The organism is Sulfitobacter dubius (assembly GCF_027214245.1).
Taxonomy (GTDB): domain Bacteria; phylum Pseudomonadota; class Alphaproteobacteria; order Rhodobacterales; family Rhodobacteraceae; genus Sulfitobacter; species Sulfitobacter dubius_A.
Genome location: NZ_JAPWHM010000001.1, coordinates 279,506 through 296,314, shown reverse-complemented (window position 1 = coordinate 296,314; position 16,809 = coordinate 279,506). Strand labels below are relative to the sequence as shown.

Sequence of the window (16,809 nt, the reverse complement as noted above, 5' to 3'; positions counted from 1 at the left end):
TCTAAAACACAACGAAAAAGGGCGCGCCGTAAAGCGCGCCCTCTCTATAACAAGCGAAGACCTATTAGTCTTTGCCACGCATGTTTGCTGCGGCTTCGCTGACCAGTGCATCGGGGTTCTGGTTACAGACTACAACGAAGTCTTCCATAGCCTGCTGCATCTCAGTGTCAGCCATTTCGTCGGCTTCTTCGGAATCTTCAACAGCTTTGGTGTTGTCGATTAGGGAATCTTCGGTCTCTTCGGCGTCTGTCGCTTCTTCAGCGGAGATGTCGCTCGGCTCGGAACCGTCGTTTTTGGTCTCGGTGATCAGCGAGCCACCGTGGCCGCCATCTTCCAGTTCGGCGATTGCCATGGAAGCAACTTCCATTTTGTCTTCATCGCTCAATTCTTGGTACTGGGCGCAGGTCATGGTGGCCATGTCCATGTGAGCAGCGGCGAAGGCGGGTGCGGAAACGGTGCCCAGAAGGCCGGCGATCGCAAGTGTTTTCAAAGTCGTTTTCATTTTTATTCTCCAGTTTTGTCTGTTCTCCCGAAGACAACACCGCATAACGGATATGGTTCCAGCGCATAGCGATTAGGAACGGGAAAACGGCAGTTTCAGTGCATAACATGCTCACAATGCTGGATTCTTTCGATGTGTACCCCGGCCCCGCGCTGCCTGGGCCTTAAAAATTCAGCATTTCTCTCTTTCTCCTCGGGGAAACTGCACGCGGGCTCTGGACCCTCCCGAGCGTGCCGCCTAACCTCCGCGCTATGTTGCGCTATGCGTTGAAAAGATTTCTCTCCCTGCTCATCAGTCTCGCGGTTGCGTCGCTGGTGATCTTCATGGTGATCGAGGTCGCCCCCGGCGATCCGGCTTCGTTTATGCTGGGCCTGAATGCACAGCCAGAAACACTGGCCGCGCTGCGCAGTGAGCTGGGTCTCGATCAATCCCGACCCGAGCGCTACCTAGAATGGGTTGGCGGCATGCTGCGCGGCGATTTCGGCACGTCCTACACCTATCGCACCCCGGTGACCGAGATGATCGGCGACCGGCTCTGGGTTTCTGTACCCTTGGCGCTCTATGCGCTTTTCCTCTCTGTCATCGTGGCCTTTCCGGCGGGCATCTACGCCGCCTCACGCCGCGGACGAGCGGGCGACGTTGGCGTGATGGGGGCGACGCAATTGGGCGTGGCGGTGCCGAACTTCTGGTTTGCCATGATCCTCGTGCTGATCTTTTCGATCAATCTGCGCTGGTTTTCGGCGGGCGGCTTCGTCGGCTGGGACAAGGGGCTTTTCGCCGGGTTGCATGCGCTGACCCTTCCTGCCATCGCGCTGGCCTTGCCGCAGGCGGCGATCCTCGCGCGGGTCATGCGCTCGGCCCTGCTGGATGTTCTGGGCGAAGATTTCATGCGCACCGCGCGGGCCAAGGGGCTGACCGCGCGGCAGGCGCTTTGGCGTCACGGTCTGCGCAATGCACTGATCCCGGTGCTGACGATCATCGGCCTGCAGTTCTCTTTCCTGTTGGCCGGGTCGATCATCATTGAGCAGGTTTTCTACCTCCCCGGCCTTGGGCGGCTGGTGTTTCAGTCGATCTCGGCGCGGGATCTGATCGTGGTCGAGTCGGTGGTGATGCTCTTGGTCTTTTCGGTGATCTTGGTGAATTTCCTTGTCGATCTGGCCTATGCCGCTGTCGATCCCCGGCTGAGGGCACGCACATGAACCGCAACTTGATCCTTGGCGCTGCGCTCACCTCGGTCTTTCTGCTGGCCGCGCAGATCTCCTTTGTCTGGACGCCCTATGACTATGCCGGGCTCGACATCGCCAATAAACTGCACAGCCCTTCGCTGGCCCATCCCATGGGCACAGATCACTTTGGCCGCGACATCCTCAGCATGATCATGGTCGGCGCGCGGACATCTATCGCCGTGGCGTTGGTGGCGGTGGGGATCGGCATGGGCGCGGGCGTGCCGCTGGGGCTTTGGGCCGCAGCGCGGCGCGGGAGCCTTGTGGATGAGGTCATCATGCGCGGCAATGATCTGGTCTTTGCCTTTCCGGCCATTGTCATCGCCATCCTGATCACAGCTGTCTTCGGGGCCGGGGCGATCAACGCGATCATCGCCATCGGCATCTTCAACATCCCTGTCTTCGCCCGCATCACCCGCGGCGCCGCGCTGTCGCTTTGGCAGCGGGAGTTCATCATGGCGGCCCGCGTGGCGGGCAAGTCCGCGGCGCGGATCTCGTTTGAGCATATCTTGCCCAACGTTGCCAATCTGCTGATCGTGCAGGGGACCATCCAGTTCTCTCTCGGCATCCTCGCCGAGGCGGGCCTGAGCTATGTCGGTCTCGGCGCGCAGCCGCCGGTGCCGTCATGGGGCCGAATGTTGGCCGATGCGCAAACCATGGTCAGTATCGCGCCGCATATGGCCTTGATGCCGGGTTTCGCGATCATCCTGACGGTGCTGGGGCTGAACTTGATGGGCGACGGGCTGCGTGACCTGCTTGATCCCCGCCTGAGGGTGGCACGCACATGACGCTTCTGACCGTTTCCAATCTTTCGCTGTCGATCCACGGGCTGCGCATCCTCGACGGGGTGACCTTTTCCGTCGCACCGGGAGAGATCGTGGCCGTGACCGGGGAAAGCGGCTCGGGCAAGTCGATGACCGCGCTGGCGGCGATGCAACTGCTGCCTAAGGGGGCCACGACCACCGGCCATATCATGCTGGGCGATGATGATCTGACCCAAATGAGCGAAGCGACGCTGTGCGGCGTGCGCGGCAATGACATCGGCATGGTGTTTCAAGAGCCGATGACCGCGCTGAACCCGGTGCAGACCATCGGTCGCCAAGTGGCCGAAACCATCCGCGTGCATGAGCCCAGCGTCTCGCGGGCCGAGGCCGAGGCACGCGCCGCCGATACGCTCACCCGCGTCGGCCTGCCCCAAGATCGCTTCCCCCTGTCGCGCTATCCGCATGAGTTGAGCGGCGGGCAGCGCCAGCGGGTGGTGATCGCCATCGCCATCGCCCTGCGCCCGCGTCTGTTGATCGCCGATGAGCCGACCACGGCGCTAGATGTCACCACACAGGCGCAAATCCTCGCCCTGCTGACCCGTCTGGCGCGCGAAGACGGCATGGGGCTGTTGATGATCACCCATGACCTTGCCGTCGTGGCCGATATGGCCGACCGCATCATCGTCATGCGCAAGGGCCAGATTGTCGAGCAGGGAGAGACTCAGAGCCTGCTGCGCGACATGCGCCACCCCTATACCAAGATGCTCTTTGAGGCTTCCCGCCATGAGGTCAACCTGCCCACGCCACCCGCGCCCGTGCCGTTGTTGGAGGTCAAAGGCGTCTGCCGCGATTACCATCTGCCGCGCAAAACGCTTTTCGGCGCGCCCGGCACATTCCGCGCGGTGGACAATCTCAGCTTTACCCTGAACCGGGGGGAGCGTTTGGGGCTGGTCGGGGAATCCGGTTGCGGGAAATCGACCCTGACTCGGGCGATTTTGGGGCTGGAGCCGGTGCAAGAGGGCAGTATCACCGTTGATGGCCAGCCCGTCTTTACCGGGACAAAGCCGAACCTTGCCGTGCGCCGCAAGATGCAGGTGGTGTTCCAAGACCCATTCGGCAGCTTCAATCCGCGCCACCGCGTTGATCGGTTGGTGACCGAGCCTTTCCACCTGCTCGACAGCGCGCCGCAGGGGGCGGAGCGGACCCGCGCGATTGACGAAGCGCTGACCGCCGTGGGGCTGCGCCCCGCAGATGCGCGCAAATACATTCACGAATTCTCGGGCGGGCAGCGCCAACGCATCGCCATCGCCCGCGCGCTGATCATCCGGCCTGAGTTGATCCTTTTCGACGAGGCGGTTAGCGCGCTGGATGTCTCGGTCCGGGCGCAGATCCTTGATCTGCTGGCCGAGCTTTGCAGCCATTATGACCTGACCTATCTCTTTATCTCGCACGACCTGTCGGTGGTGCGCACGGTGACGGACCGGGTGCTGGTGATGCAGTCCGGCAAGATCGTAGAGGCCGGAGAGACAGCGCAGGTCTTCGACGCGCCACAGCATGAATATACCAAATCGCTCATCGCCGCCGCGCCGGTTCTGCCGGATTTGCCCCGGCGTGTAGGATAGGCTTTGGGGGCCGGGTTGCGCCATGAAAGGGAGTTGCATTGATCGCGATGGCAATCCGACCTAACCTGAATACGGGGATTCCCGCCACAAGGGCATGTCTGCTTGGGCCCTGAACGGCGCGTTAGAAATTTCCCTGCCCAGTCAATTGCCTAAAGGCTGCGGCGCTCTACTTGTGCATGCAATGGTGTCCGCCTAAAGGGTGGTCCGCCAATATAACAATGGGAGACATCTTATGAAAATGTTCAAAATGCTCGCGATGACCGGTGCCATGGTGGCCGGCACTGCGGCCATGGCGCAGGAAAAGTTCATCACCATCGGCACCGGTGGCCAGACAGGCGTTTACTTCGTCGTCGGTCAATCGATCTGCCGTCTGGTGAACCGCGGCACAGCGGACCACAACCTGAAATGCACCGCGCCGTCGACCGGCGGGTCCATCGCGAACATCAACGCGATCAAAGCGGGCGACATGGACATGGGCGTGGCCCAGTCCGACTGGCAGTTCCACGCCTACAATGGCTCTTCGCAGTTCGAGGGCGACAAGTTCGACAACCTGCGCGCGGTCTTCTCCGTGCATGGTGAGCCGTTCAACGTGATCGCCCGTGCCGACAGCGGTATCGAGTCGTTCGACGATCTTAAAGGCAAGCGCGTCAACATCGGCAACCCCGGTTCCGGTCAGCGCGCCACCATGGAAGTCGTGATGGACGCCAAGGGTTGGACGCTGGACGATTTTGCACTGGCCTCCGAGCTGAAGCCTGCCGAGCAGGCCGCTGCACTGGGCGACAACAAAGTGGATGCGATCATCTACACTGTGGGCCACCCGAACGGTTCGATCCAAGAAGCCGTGTCGACCATCGACGCCAAGCTGATCCCCGTAGACGGTGACGCGATCCAAGGTCTGATCGACGACAACCCCTATTATGCCGAGGCCACCGTGCCGGGCGGCATGTATAAGGGCACCGACAGCGACATCAAAACCTTCGGCGTGAAAGCGACATTCGTCACATCCGCCGATGTGGATGACGATGTGGTTTATCAGGTCGTCAAAGCTGTCTTTGACAACTTCGACCGTTTCAAGCGTCTGCACCCGGCGTTTGAGAACCTGACCCAAGAAGAGATGATCTCGGGCGGTCTGTCTGCTCCGCTGCACCCCGGTGCAGAGAAGTATTACAAAGAGCAAGGTTGGATCGAGTAATCTTCGCGTGACATGATAGCTCTGGCGGCGGTACGCTGCCGTCAGAGACCCGAAAAAAACAATATGCGCATCCACCCCAAGGTGGAGCCGACAGGGGGACGATATGTCTGAGAAGGACCAGCAAAAGGCGGCGGCTGTCGAAACCGCCGCAACCGGTGACCGAGGCGGACTGAGCCAGGCGGAACTGGACGAACTTGTCGCTTCTTCTGATACGGGCGGCCGTGCTGTCAGCGGGCTGATGGGCACCTTGCTGCTGTTGGTGGCATTGGCTTGGTCCCTGTTTCAACTCTACATCGCGTCACCCATTGGTCTTTTCAACGATACGCTGGCCCGCTCCATTCACTTGGGCTTTGCCGTATTCCTTGGCATCATGGTGTTCCCGGCCACGCGCACCAGCTTTCAGGTGGCGCTTGGCGTCATCGTTCCCATCGTGCTTGCCGCACTCTTTATGGTCAGCACCAAGGATTCGACCGCCGTTTGGTGGATCCCGATCCCGGCAGCCTTTGTCATCGCGACAGTGCTTCTCGGCTCGCCCAAGAACCGCATTCCAATCTGGGAATGGGCCTTGGCCATCGTCGGCACCTTTTGTGCGCTATACCTCTTTATCTTCTACCGCGAGATCGCCAACCGCGTCGGTGCACCAATCCTGCCAGACTATATCGCAGGTGTTACCGGACTCTTAATTCTGCTCGAAGCCACCCGCCGTGCCCTTGGGCCTGCGCTGATGATCGTGGCGAGTGTCTTTCTTTTCTACACCGTGCTTGGCCCCTATATGCCCAGCATCATCGCACATAAGGGCAACAGCCTGTCGGAGATTGTGAACCACCAGTGGATCACGACCGAGGGCGTCTTTGGCATCGCGCTTGGTGTGTCGACCTCTTTCGTGTTCCTCTTCGTGCTGTTCGGCTCGCTGTTGGACCGTGCGGGCGCGGGCAACTACTTCATTCAGGTCGCGTTCAGCCTCATGGGCCACATGCGTGGCGGTCCGGCGAAAGCGGCGGTTGTGGCATCGGCCATGACCGGCCTGATCTCGGGTTCATCCATCGCGAACGTTGTGACCACCGGCACATTCACCATTCCGCTGATGAAGAAAGTGGGCTTCAACTCCGAAAAAGCAGGCGCGGTCGAGGTGGCCTCTTCGGTCAACGGCCAGATCATGCCGCCCGTGATGGGCGCTGCGGCGTTCCTAATGGTCGAATATGTCGGCATTCCCTATTTCGACGTGGTCAAACACGCCTTTTTGCCTGCGGTTATTTCCTACATCGCGCTTGTGTACATCGTGCACCTTGAAGCGATGAAAGCCGGGATGCAGGGTCTGCCCCGCGCCTATACGCCCAAACCGCTGGTGCAGCAGTTGATCGGTATCGCCTTTGCGATCATCGCGATTTGCGCGCTGTCCTTTGCCGTCTATTACCTGATGGGCTGGATCCGCCCGGCCTTCCCTAAAACGGCGGGCTACATCATCTTTGTCTTCCTCACGGCGGTCTATGTTGGCCTGCTTTATGTGGCGAGTAAGGAAGAACCGCTGAAGCTGGACGACCCCAATGCAGAGGTGACATCGTTGCCAATGCCCGGACCTACCGCGCGGTCCGGGCTGCATTTCATCCTGCCTGTCGTCGTGTTGGTCTGGGCGCTGATGGTGGATCGCCTGTCCCCCGGCCTCTCGGCCTTTTGGGCGGCGGCTTACATGATCTTTATCCTGCTGACACAGCGCCCGCTGATGGCGATGTTCCGCGGCGAAAGCCAGTTTGTGAACGACGTGAAAGCGGGTGTACTTGACCTGATCGACGGGTTGGTCACTGGCGCACGCAACATGATCGGTATCGGCATCGCCACGGCAACTGCCGGTATCATCGTGGGCGCGGTCAGCCAGACCGGTGTCGGCTCGGCACTGGCGGATGTGGTTGAGGTACTCTCGGGCGGCAATATCCTTGCGATCCTCTTTCTGACGGCGGTTCTGTCGTTGATCCTTGGCATGGGCTTGCCCACCACTGCGAACTACATCGTCGTCTCGGCGCTGTTGGCGCCGGTGATCGTGACATTGGGTCAGCAGAACGGACTGATCGTGCCGCTGATCGCCGTGCACCTGTTCGTGTTTTACTTCGGCATCATGGCCGATGTGACCCCGCCGGTCGGCTTGGCCAGTTTCGCCGCCGCCGCCGTTTCGGGCGGTGATCCGATCCGCACTGGCTTGGTCGCCTTCTTCTACTCCCTGCGCACCGCGGCGCTGCCGTTCCTGTTTATCTTCAACACGGAACTGCTGTTGATCGGGGTCACATGGGGGCAGGGGCTGTTCATCTTTGTTGTGGCAACCGTGGCAATGCTGCTTTTCGCCGCCGCGACCCAAGGCTGGTTTTTGGCCCGCAACCGTTTCTATGAAACCATCGCGCTGCTGCTGATTGCCTTTACCCTGTTCCGTCCGGGGTTCTGGATGGACATGGTCTATCCGCCCTATAGCGAAGAGGCCCCGACCGAGATCGTGCAGGCGGCTGAGGAAACACCGGCGGGCGAACGGCTCCGGTTGCGGGTGTCGGGCGTGAACGATCTGGGCGACCCGCTGGAGTTCGTCGCGCTGCTGCCGATTGGCGCGGGCGAGACTGGGGCCGAGAAGCTGGAAGCCGCAGGTCTCATGTTCCGCGAGGATGGCGACAAGATGATCATCGACGATGTCCTCTACGATAGCCCTGCGCAGGGCGCGGGCCTTGATTGGGACCAAGAGGTGCTGCGCGTGCTGAAACCGATGCCGCAACCCAGCAAATATTGGATGTTCATCCCCGCGCTGTTGCTGCTGGCACTGGTCGTCTTCCTGCAACGGGGCCGTGCCGCGCGTGACACCCGCAAGCCCGCGACAGCCTGAGGAGGGCGCACCATGTTTGACAATATCTTGCTGACGGTTGACCTGAGTGACCCAAAATCATGGGAGAAAGCGCTGCCGCAGGCGGTGGATATGATCCGTCTGTCCAAGGGCACCCTGCATATCCTGTCGGTCGTGCCTGACATGGGCACGCCGCTGGTCGAAGGGTTCTTTCCCGCAGATTACGAAAAACAGGCCACAGGCCGCGCGGCCAAAGCGCTTGAAAAGCTTGTCGAGCGGGAAGTGCCTGATGACGTAAAGGTGAAGCAGCACCTCAAGTTCGGCAAAATCCACCGCGAGGCGCTAAAAACGATAAAGAAATCAAACGCCGATCTGGTGGTCATGGGATCTGAGCACCCCGACAGCCTGCGCGAATTCCTCGTTGGCTCCAATGCCGACCGCATTGTGCGTCGTTCGCCTGTTTCCGTTCTGGTCGTGAGGGCGTAAGACACGTGCGTCGCGGAGATAAGCAGGGAAATGGTCCATTGCGCCGCGTTGTTCGGAGTATTCACGCATGACCCCTTTCGCGATTGCCGGCGTGCAGATGTACGTCAATGCCTTGCAGCCCAATGTCGATGGCATGATCCAACGGCTCGACATTCTGATGGCACGCTTCCCTTGGACGCAGATGGTGCTGTTCTCTGAACTGGCGCCTTTCGGCCCGCTCGACCGGTTTGCCCTGCCACCCGAGAACGAGACGATTGAACAGTTTCAGGCCGCCGCGCGGCGACACCGCGTCTGGCTGATCCCCGGTTCGATGTTCCTAAAGCATCCCGAAGATGGCCGGGTCTATAACACTTCGGTCGTCATCAACCCCGAAGGCGAGGTGGTGCGCCGCTATGCCAAGATGTTCCCGTTCCGGCCCTATGAGGCCGGGATCGCGGCAGGCAACGAATTCTGCATCTTCGATGTGCCAGATGTGGGCCGCTTTGGCCTGTCGATCTGCTATGACATGTGGTTCCCCGAGACGACGCGCCAGTTGACCTCTCAGGGTGTCGAAGTGCTGTTGCACCCCGTTCTGACCGGCACCACCGACCGCGATGCCGAGCTTGCCATCGCGCGGGCCACGGCGGCGCAGTTCCAGTGCTATATCTTCGACGTGAACGGCCTGGGCGCGGGCGGCGTGGGTAAATCCTGCGTGGTCGATCCAACCTCGATGGTGCTGCACCAGTCGGCGGGCCAAGAGGACATGTTCCCGATTGAGATCGATCTCAACATGGTGCGCCGCCAGCGTGAGACGGGGATGAAGGGCTTGGGCCAGCTGCTCAAATCCTTCCGCGATCGCCCGACCGATTTCCCGGTCTATGACCGCGACAGCGGCGCGGATGCCTTCCTGCACACCCTCGGCCCGCTCGAAGTTCCGCAGCAGGGCAGCCGTGCAGGCCTGCATGTCGATGTGCCAGCCCAACAGGTGCCCGCCGAGATCCCCGCCTATAAGGGCAAGAACGGTTTCCCACCGGAGCCACTTGCCAGCGCCACTGCCGGCACCGCGCCGGAAGTGGCACAGACACCGGCGCCCGCGGCACCTGCTGCGGCCATGCCAGACCCACAAACAACGCCCGAAACACCCGGGCAGAACGACAATACCAGCGGCTAGGCCGAGATTAGGTTCGCAGACTGCGGTACCTAGGCATCGGTCGGCCCTCCAGCAGAGGACGACTGATGCATTCTATGAACGACTATTCCTCGGCCATTCAACTGCGGTCGGATCGGTGGAGTGCCCTGCGCGCCGCCGCCGCCGCCATGTCGCGTGACCCTAAGGGCAAAGGCGCGGCGCAGGGCCGCAAGGAAATCGAGGCGCTGTTCGACTCGCTGGCCCTGATCGAGCCCTATTGGGCCTTTCCGGGCATGTCCGCCTTTGACCACATGCGCCGTCAATTCGCCCATGGCAATTTCGAGGATCTGGCCTTTGCCGTGAACCGGGTGACCCGTGCGCTGACCACCGGCGCTTACCGGCGCCGCACGATCCCGCTGGAACGCGACAGTCTGGATCAAGACGAACATGACGACGAGGCGATGCTCCCACCCGAGGCGCGCGCCCTAGCCAAGCCCTATTTCGAAGTGCTGATCGTCGACAATGTGAACGAACAACAAGAGCGCTGGCTGCGCAGCAATGTCACCCGCATGCGCCGGACCGAAGACCCGTTCATCTACGAAGCCGTCGTGGTGCCCAGCCTCGAAGACGCGCTGATCGCGGTGATGTTCAACCATAACATTCAAGCCATCGTTGTCCGCCCCGGTCTGACGCTGAAGTCGAAAGTCGATCAGCAAATCCTGACCCGCTACCTCGCCCGCGCGGGGGGGCGCGATGAGATCGACGCGCTTGAGCCTGAAAGCTACGGCCCCGAACTTTGCCGGATGATCGCCAAGGTCCGGCCCGAGTTGGACGCCTATCTAGTCACCGAACGCTCGGTCGAGGATATCGCGGGGCTGGATCTGGGGATTTGCCGGCGGGTTTTCTACAACCAAGAAGATTTCATGGAATTGCATCTCAACATCCTGCGGGGGGTGCAGGCGCGCAATAAGTCGCCCTTCTTCACCGCGTTGGTGGAGTATTCGAAACAGCCCACAGGCGTCTTCCACGCCATGCCGATCAGTCGCGGCAAGTCGATCTCGCGCTCGCACTGGATTCAGGACATGGGGGCGTTTTACGGGCCTAACATCTTCCTTGCAGAGACTTCGGCAACTTCCGGCGGCCTCGATAGTCTGCTTGAGCCGCATGGCCCGATCAAAGAGGCGCAGGAACTGGCAAGCCGCGCTTTCGGCTCTAAACAGACGTTTTTCGCCACTAATGGCACGTCGACCTGCAACAAGATCGTGGTACAGGCGCTGGTGCGGCCCGGCGACATCGTGCTGGTCGACCGCGACTGCCACAAGAGCCATCACTACGGCATGGTACTGGCCGGCGCGCAGGTCAGCTATCTCGACAGTTATCCGCTGAATGAATACTCGATGTACGGTGCGGTGCCGCTGCGCGAGGTCAAGCACCGGCTGCTGGAGCTGAAAGCGGCGGGCAAGCTTGATCGGGTGCGGATGCTTTTGCTGACCAACTGCACCTTCGACGGGCTGGTCTATAACGTCGAGCGGGTGATGGAGGAATGTCTGGCGATCAAGCCCGATCTGATCTTCCTCTGGGATGAGGCGTGGTTCGCTTTCGCCCGGTTTAGCCCCACATACCGCCAGCGCACGGCGATGAACGCGGCCAATACACTGCGCGAGAAATTCAAGTCTGACGCCCATGCCGAGGCCTATGAGGCGCAGCAAAAGACACTGAAAGACGCGGATGATGAGACCCTGCTCAACACCCGGCTGATCCCGCCACCGCAGGCTCGGGTGCGGGCCTATGCCACGCAATCGACCCATAAAACCCTGACCTCCCTACGGCAGGGGTCAATGATCCATGTCAACGATCAGGACTTCAAAGGCGAGGTCGAACAGAGCTTCCACGAAGCCTATATGACCCACACCTCAACCTCGCCGAACTACCAGATCATCGCCTCGCTGGATGTCGGGCGGCGACAGGTGGAACTTGAGGGCTTTGAGTTCGTGCAGCGGCAGGTCGAAGCGGCGATGTCGATGCGCCGCGCGATCAGCGAACACGCCTTGCTACGGAAGTATTTCAAGGTGCTGACCGCAGGTGACATGATCCCCGAAACCCACCGCGAAAGCGGGGTGACCAGCTATTACGACACCGAACAGGGCTGGACCGACATGTGGGATTGCTGGGAACAGGATGAGTTTGTGCTCGACGCCACCCGCGTGACCTTGGCCGTGGGCGGCACCGGTTGGGATGGCGATACCTTCAAGACCCAGATCCTGATGGATAAATACGGCATCCAGATAAACAAGACCTCGCGCAATACCGTGTTGTTCATGACCAACATCGGCACCACGCGCTCTTCGGTCGCCTATCTGATCGAAGTGCTGGTCGAGATCGCCAAATCGCTCGACGATCTTTTGGACGACGCCAGCCGGATGGAACGGCTGTCGTTTGATCGGCGTGTGACCAACCTGATGGAAAACTACCCCCCGCTGCCGGATTTCAGTTGCTTCCACGAAGCCTTCCGCGCCGCGGATACGCCAGAGGGGGACATTCGCACGCCCTTCTTCCTCGCATATGATGAGAAGAACTGTGACTACCTCGACCTGAACGGCTCACTCCAAGAGGTGATGGACGCGGGCGACACGGTGGTCTCGGCCAGTTTCATTATCCCCTATCCGCCCGGCTTTCCGATCCTCGTTCCCGGACAGGTCGTCAGTCAGGAAATTCTCGACTTTATGCGCGCGCTCGACGTGAGCGAGATCCACGGATACCGGCCCGATCTGGGCCTGCGCGTCTTTACTGCGGAGGCGCTGGAACGCGTGCGCCGCAAAGACCTTTCTTCTTCACCCGTTTGACCAAAAGGACCCACGACATGGTAAAAATTCTCAAGAATATCTCCGAAATCCGCCGGTTCTTTCACCGAAACGAGGACCCGGTCTATTTCATCTCGGCCACGAACTTCAATCTGTTGGGCCTTGATGAATGGGTGAAGAATTTCAAATACATCTGCTATATCGACTGCTACGGCGGCAAGCACCCCAACGTCTTTTGCCCCTCGGAACAGCCCCATGCGGAGTTCCAGAGCATCGAGGACATCAACAACTACCTGCTGCAGCACAAAGAGGTCATCGACTTCATCAAGCGTCGCGGCGGCAAGCCCAAGTTCGTCTTTTTGATGTTCGACGAAGAGACCGAGCGTCTCAGCAAGGAGTTGGGCGCCGAGGTCTGGTTCCCGAAAGCCAAGCTGCGCCAGTCTATGGACAACAAGATCGAAACAGTGCGCATCGGCAACAAGGCGGGTGTGCCCTCGGTGCCGAACGTTCTGGCCGAGGTAAAATCTTACGACGACCTGAAAAAGACCTGCGAGAAGGCCGGGATCGGCCATGATCTGGTGTTGCAGTCGGCCTATGGCGACAGCGGGCACACGACCTTCTTCATCAAGTCCGAAGCCGACTTCCGCCGCCACGAGAGCGAGATCATCGGCGAGGGCGAGATCAAGATCATGAAGCGGATCGATTGCCGTGGCGCGGCGATCGAGGCCTGTGCGACCAAGGAGGGCACCATCGTCGGCCCGCTGATGACCGAACTGGTGGGTTTCAAGGAATTGACCCCCTATCGTGGCGGCTGGTGTGGCAACGAAATCCTCGCCACCGCCTTCCCGCCGAAGGTGCGCGAGAAGGCCCGCGATCTGACCTTCAAGTTCGGGGAGCAGCTGCGCAAGGAGGGCTATCGCGGCTATTTCGAGCTTGATTTCCTGATCGACAAAAAGACCGGCGATCTGTGGCTAGGGGAGTTGAACCCGCGCATCACAGGCGCGTCTTCGATGACCAACCACGCCGCCTTTGCTCATGCCGATGCGCCGCTCTTCCTGTTCCACCTGTTGGAGTTCAGCCGCAAGAAGTTCAACCTCGACGTGGATGAGTTGAACGCCCGTTGGGCCGATCCGGACAACATCGACGGTTGGAGCCAGATGGTCATCAAACATACCGATGACAGCGTCGACATCTGCACCGAAGCGCCCGAGACCGGCATCTACAAGATGAAGGAAGACGGCAGCGTGGTCTTTGACCGCTTCGATTATCACCGCCGCGCGGTGGAGAGCGAGAACGAAGCCTTCTTCCTGCGCATTCTGCAACCGGGTGATTACCGCTACGAAGGCGCGGATATCGGCATCCTTGTGACGCGGGGGCGGTCGATGACCAAGTCTTTCCAGTTGAATGAGCGCGCGAAAAAGTGGATCCATGGGATCAAACGAAGTGTGGATGGCAAACCCCTGCCCACCGCATCTGCTGGTCCGGAGCTTTCTGATCCGGCGTTCAAGATCCTGTAGCAAGATGAAAGGCCGCGATGTACTGGCGCGCAATGTCCGAAGATCAGCCCGGCCCCAAGTGGGCCGGTCTCTTCGCAGCCTATTGGCCTAACTACCATGCATGGTGGCTGAAGGAAGGGGAGGCCGCGCGCCCGACCTATGCCCAATGCCGCCGCGCCTTGGGCAAACATATGCCAGAGATGCTGCCGCTTTATGATGAGCTTTGCACCCTCGCGGGCGGCGGCGATCACGCGGCGCGGTTTCTGAGCTTCTATTGCCCGCCGCCCTATCTCTCGGCCTGTTCACAGGCGATCTGGGCCGGGAAAGAGCCGGTCATGGTGCGCAACTATGACTATAACCCCAATGCATTCGACGCGATGGTGTTGCGCTCGGGCTGGCAGGGGCGGCAGGTCATGGGCACATCGGACGGGCTGTGGGGGCTGGTCGATGGGGTGAATGATGCGGGGCTGTCGATCTCGCTGACCTTTGGCGGGCGTCGTGTGGTAGGCGAAGGGTTCGGCGTGCCGCTGATCCTGCGCTATGTGCTGCAGACCTGCGAAACCGCGCAAGAGGCGGGCGAGGTGCTGGCGCGGGTACCGACACATATGAGCTATAACGTCACCGTGCTCGACCGGAAGCGGCGCTACCTGACCGCGATGATGGCCCCTGACCGCCCGGCCGTCATCACCCGCGCCGCGGTGGCGACCAATCATCAAGAGAATGTGGAATGGATCAGCCACGCCCGCTTTACCGCCACGGTCGAGCGTGAACGCTACCTTTTGCAACGTCTGCGTTTGCACCGCGACCCGGAGGAGAAATTTATCGGAGCGTTTCTGAAACCTCCGCTTTATTCCACGGCATTCAACGCCGGGTTTGGCACGCTTTACACCGCTGTTTACCGTCCACGAAAACGCGAAATGGAATTGCGCTGGCCCGGCACGACTTGGGCGCTGTCGCTGTCGGATTTCACCGAAGGCGCGCGGCAGGTCTTGGTGCCGGGGGCGGCATGAGCGGGACGGCGCGCAAAGGGCCGCTGTCCTCATTAAGGGTGGTGGAGTTTTCGGGGCTTGGCCCCGCACCGCTGGCTGGGCAACTGCTGGCCGATCTGGGCGCGGATGTCATCACGATTGACCGCAAAGCCGCCCCGGCGGACCCGTCCGATATCAACCGGCGCGGCAAACGGTCGGTGGTGCTGAATCTGAAAACCCCCGAAGGGATCGCGGCAGCGCGGGCGCTGATTGCCTCTGCCGGTGTGCTGATCGAAGGGTTCCGCCCCGGCGTGATGGAGCGTTTGGGCCTCGGCCCGACTGATTGCTCTGACAAGCTGATCTATGGCCGCATGACCGGCTGGGGCCAAACCGGCCCATGGGCGCAGACGGCGGGGCATGACATCAATTATCTGGCTCTAACCGGGGCCTTGCACGCCATGGGCAGCGCGGGCGCGCCCCCGGTGCCGCCCTTGAACATGGTGGCGGATTACGGCGGCGGCACGATGTTTCTACTGTTCGGCATCCTCTCGGCCGTGATCGAGCGGGGGGTGACCGGCAAAGGCCAAGTTGTCGATGCCGCGATGGTCGATGGGGTGCCTGCGATGATGGGGTTGATCCACGGCATGTTGGCCCAAGGCACATGGACCGAAGAACGCGCTGCCAATTGGCTTGACGGGGCCGCGCCGTTTTACCGCTGCTACACCTGCGCCGATGGGAAGTTCATCTCGGTCGGCGCGTTGGAGCCGCAGTTCTACGCGATCCTGTTGGAGAAGCTGGGTCTGCCTGCGGACCTTGCCGCCAGCCAGAACGACCGGGCGACTTGGGAGGTGCGGATCGCCGAATTCGCCGCGATATTCGCAACTCGCACCCGTGATGATTGGGGCGCGCATTTCGACGGTTCGGATGCCTGCGTGGCCCCCGTGCTCAGCTTTTCCGAAGCGCCGGATCACCCGCAGATGGCGGCGCGGGGCAATGTGGTGAAGGTGGACGCCGTGCTGCAATCGGGCCGTGCGCCGCGTTTTGGCGAAACTGCGCCCCAGATGCCCAGCCCCCCGCGTGCCATTGGGGCGGATACCGATGCGGTGCTGGCGGAGCTTGGCCTGCGTTTGGACCGCGCATAGAAAACCCCCGGCGTGAGGGCCGGGGGTCAATCTTGGAACGAAAGCTCAGGCTTAGGCCGCTTTGCGGTCGTGTTTGCCTTCCTCGACCTCCTCGACGATCTTGGCGACGAATGCGTCGAGATCCTCGGGTGAGCGGCTGGTCACGATGCCTTGGTCGGCTACCACTTCGCTGTCTTCATACTGCGCGCCGGCGTTCTTCACGTCGGTCGCAATGGAGCTGAAGCAGGTCGCCTTGCGGCCTTTGATGATACCCGCTTCGATCAGCAGCCATGGGGCATGGCAAATCGCGGCGACGGTCTTGCCGCTGTCGTGGAACTTGCGGATCAGGGCCACCGCGTCTTTGTTGGCGCGCAGCAGGTCAGGATTGATCTGCCCGCCGGGCAGCACAATGCCTTGGTAATCGTCAACATTAACGTCTTTCAGCGCGAGATCGGCAGGGACAGTGTTGCCCCAGTCGTCTTCGTCCCAGCCCTTGATCTCATTCCCGTCGGGGGTGGCCACATGGACGGTGGCGCCGCGGTCGCGCAGATCTTTCAGGGGTTTTTCCAGTTCGGACTGCTCAAAGCCGTTGGTGGCGAGGATCAGTATCTTTGCATTGGTGATATCGGTCATTGCTTTCTCCTTTGTGATTTCTGCTGGACCAACGATGTGCATGGCCGCCTGTTCCGCTCACATTCGCGCGAGGGCAAT

The 16,809-nt window shown here is 60.8% G+C and carries 13 protein-coding genes; 11 read left to right on the top strand and 2 right to left on the bottom strand.

Translation table 11 applies throughout. From position 1 onward, the window contains the following. Positions 1–64: 64 nt before the first annotated feature. Entirely contained in the window at positions 65–502 is a 438-nt protein-coding gene (locus O4H31_RS01465; RefSeq protein WP_269342074.1) for an HdeA/HdeB family chaperone, read from the bottom strand. A 251-nt stretch (positions 503–753) separates the two neighbouring features. On the opposite strand from O4H31_RS01465, the gene O4H31_RS01460 reads away from it, so the two are divergent. The 11 genes from O4H31_RS01460 (at position 754) to O4H31_RS01410 (ending at position 16,119) form a co-directional block, all read left to right on the top strand. Beyond that, positions 754–1,701: an ABC transporter permease gene (locus tag O4H31_RS01460; protein WP_120349854.1), complete on the top strand. Its 948-nt coding sequence runs from the start codon at positions 754–756 to the stop codon at positions 1,699–1,701. After that, positions 1,698–2,513 carry an ABC transporter permease gene (locus tag O4H31_RS01455; RefSeq protein WP_269342071.1) on the top strand — a complete coding sequence of 272 codons (816 nt, stop codon included), beginning with the start codon at positions 1,698–1,700 and terminating at the stop codon, positions 2,511–2,513. Before O4H31_RS01460 ends, O4H31_RS01455 begins: the two co-directional genes overlap by 4 nt. After that, positions 2,510–4,111 (top strand): ABC transporter ATP-binding protein, encoded by a 1,602-nt coding sequence (locus O4H31_RS01450; RefSeq protein ID WP_269342070.1) that lies wholly within the window; start codon positions 2,510–2,512, stop codon positions 4,109–4,111. Before O4H31_RS01455 ends, O4H31_RS01450 begins: the two co-directional genes overlap by 4 nt. Positions 4,112–4,343: 232 nt before the next feature. Next, complete coding sequence (locus tag O4H31_RS01445; RefSeq protein ID WP_067940950.1) at positions 4,344–5,303, top strand: TAXI family TRAP transporter solute-binding subunit; 960 nt, start codon at positions 4,344–4,346, stop codon at positions 5,301–5,303. Positions 5,304–5,406: 103 nt separating this feature from the next. Further along, positions 5,407–8,160, top strand: a complete 2,754-nt coding sequence (locus O4H31_RS01440; RefSeq protein WP_269342067.1) for a TRAP transporter permease — start codon at positions 5,407–5,409, stop codon at positions 8,158–8,160. Positions 8,161–8,172: 12 nt separating this feature from the next. Continuing rightward, positions 8,173–8,604 (top strand): universal stress protein, encoded by a 432-nt coding sequence (locus O4H31_RS01435; protein ID WP_067940946.1) that lies wholly within the window; start codon positions 8,173–8,175, stop codon positions 8,602–8,604. A 67-nt stretch (positions 8,605–8,671) separates the two neighbouring features. Next, positions 8,672–9,754, top strand: a complete 1,083-nt coding sequence (locus O4H31_RS01430) for a carbon-nitrogen hydrolase family protein (RefSeq protein ID WP_067629486.1) — start codon at positions 8,672–8,674, stop codon at positions 9,752–9,754. A 65-nt stretch (positions 9,755–9,819) separates the two neighbouring features. Next, complete coding sequence (locus tag O4H31_RS01425; RefSeq protein WP_269342061.1) at positions 9,820–12,555, top strand: aminotransferase class I/II-fold pyridoxal phosphate-dependent enzyme; 2,736 nt, start codon at positions 9,820–9,822, stop codon at positions 12,553–12,555. A gap of 17 nt (positions 12,556–12,572) precedes the next feature. Beyond that, entirely contained in the window at positions 12,573–14,030 is a 1,458-nt protein-coding gene (locus tag O4H31_RS01420) for a biotin carboxylase (protein WP_067629482.1), read from the top strand. A 17-nt stretch (positions 14,031–14,047) separates the two neighbouring features. Then, positions 14,048–15,019 carry a C45 family autoproteolytic acyltransferase/hydolase gene (locus O4H31_RS01415; RefSeq protein ID WP_269342058.1) on the top strand — a complete coding sequence of 324 codons (972 nt, stop codon included), beginning with the start codon at positions 14,048–14,050 and terminating at the stop codon, positions 15,017–15,019. Further along, a complete protein-coding gene (locus tag O4H31_RS01410) occupies positions 15,016–16,119 on the top strand; it encodes a CaiB/BaiF CoA transferase family protein (RefSeq protein WP_269342056.1) in 1,104 nt (367 codons plus the stop codon). Before O4H31_RS01415 ends, O4H31_RS01410 begins: the two co-directional genes overlap by 4 nt. Positions 16,120–16,170: 51 nt before the next feature. Here O4H31_RS01410 and O4H31_RS01405 read toward each other — a convergent pair whose 3' ends face one another. Further along, the gene (locus tag O4H31_RS01405; RefSeq protein WP_269342054.1) at positions 16,171–16,731 is read right to left on the bottom strand and encodes a type 1 glutamine amidotransferase domain-containing protein; all 561 of its coding nucleotides are present in this window, start codon (positions 16,729–16,731) and stop codon (positions 16,171–16,173) included. Positions 16,732–16,809 lie beyond the last annotated feature (78 nt).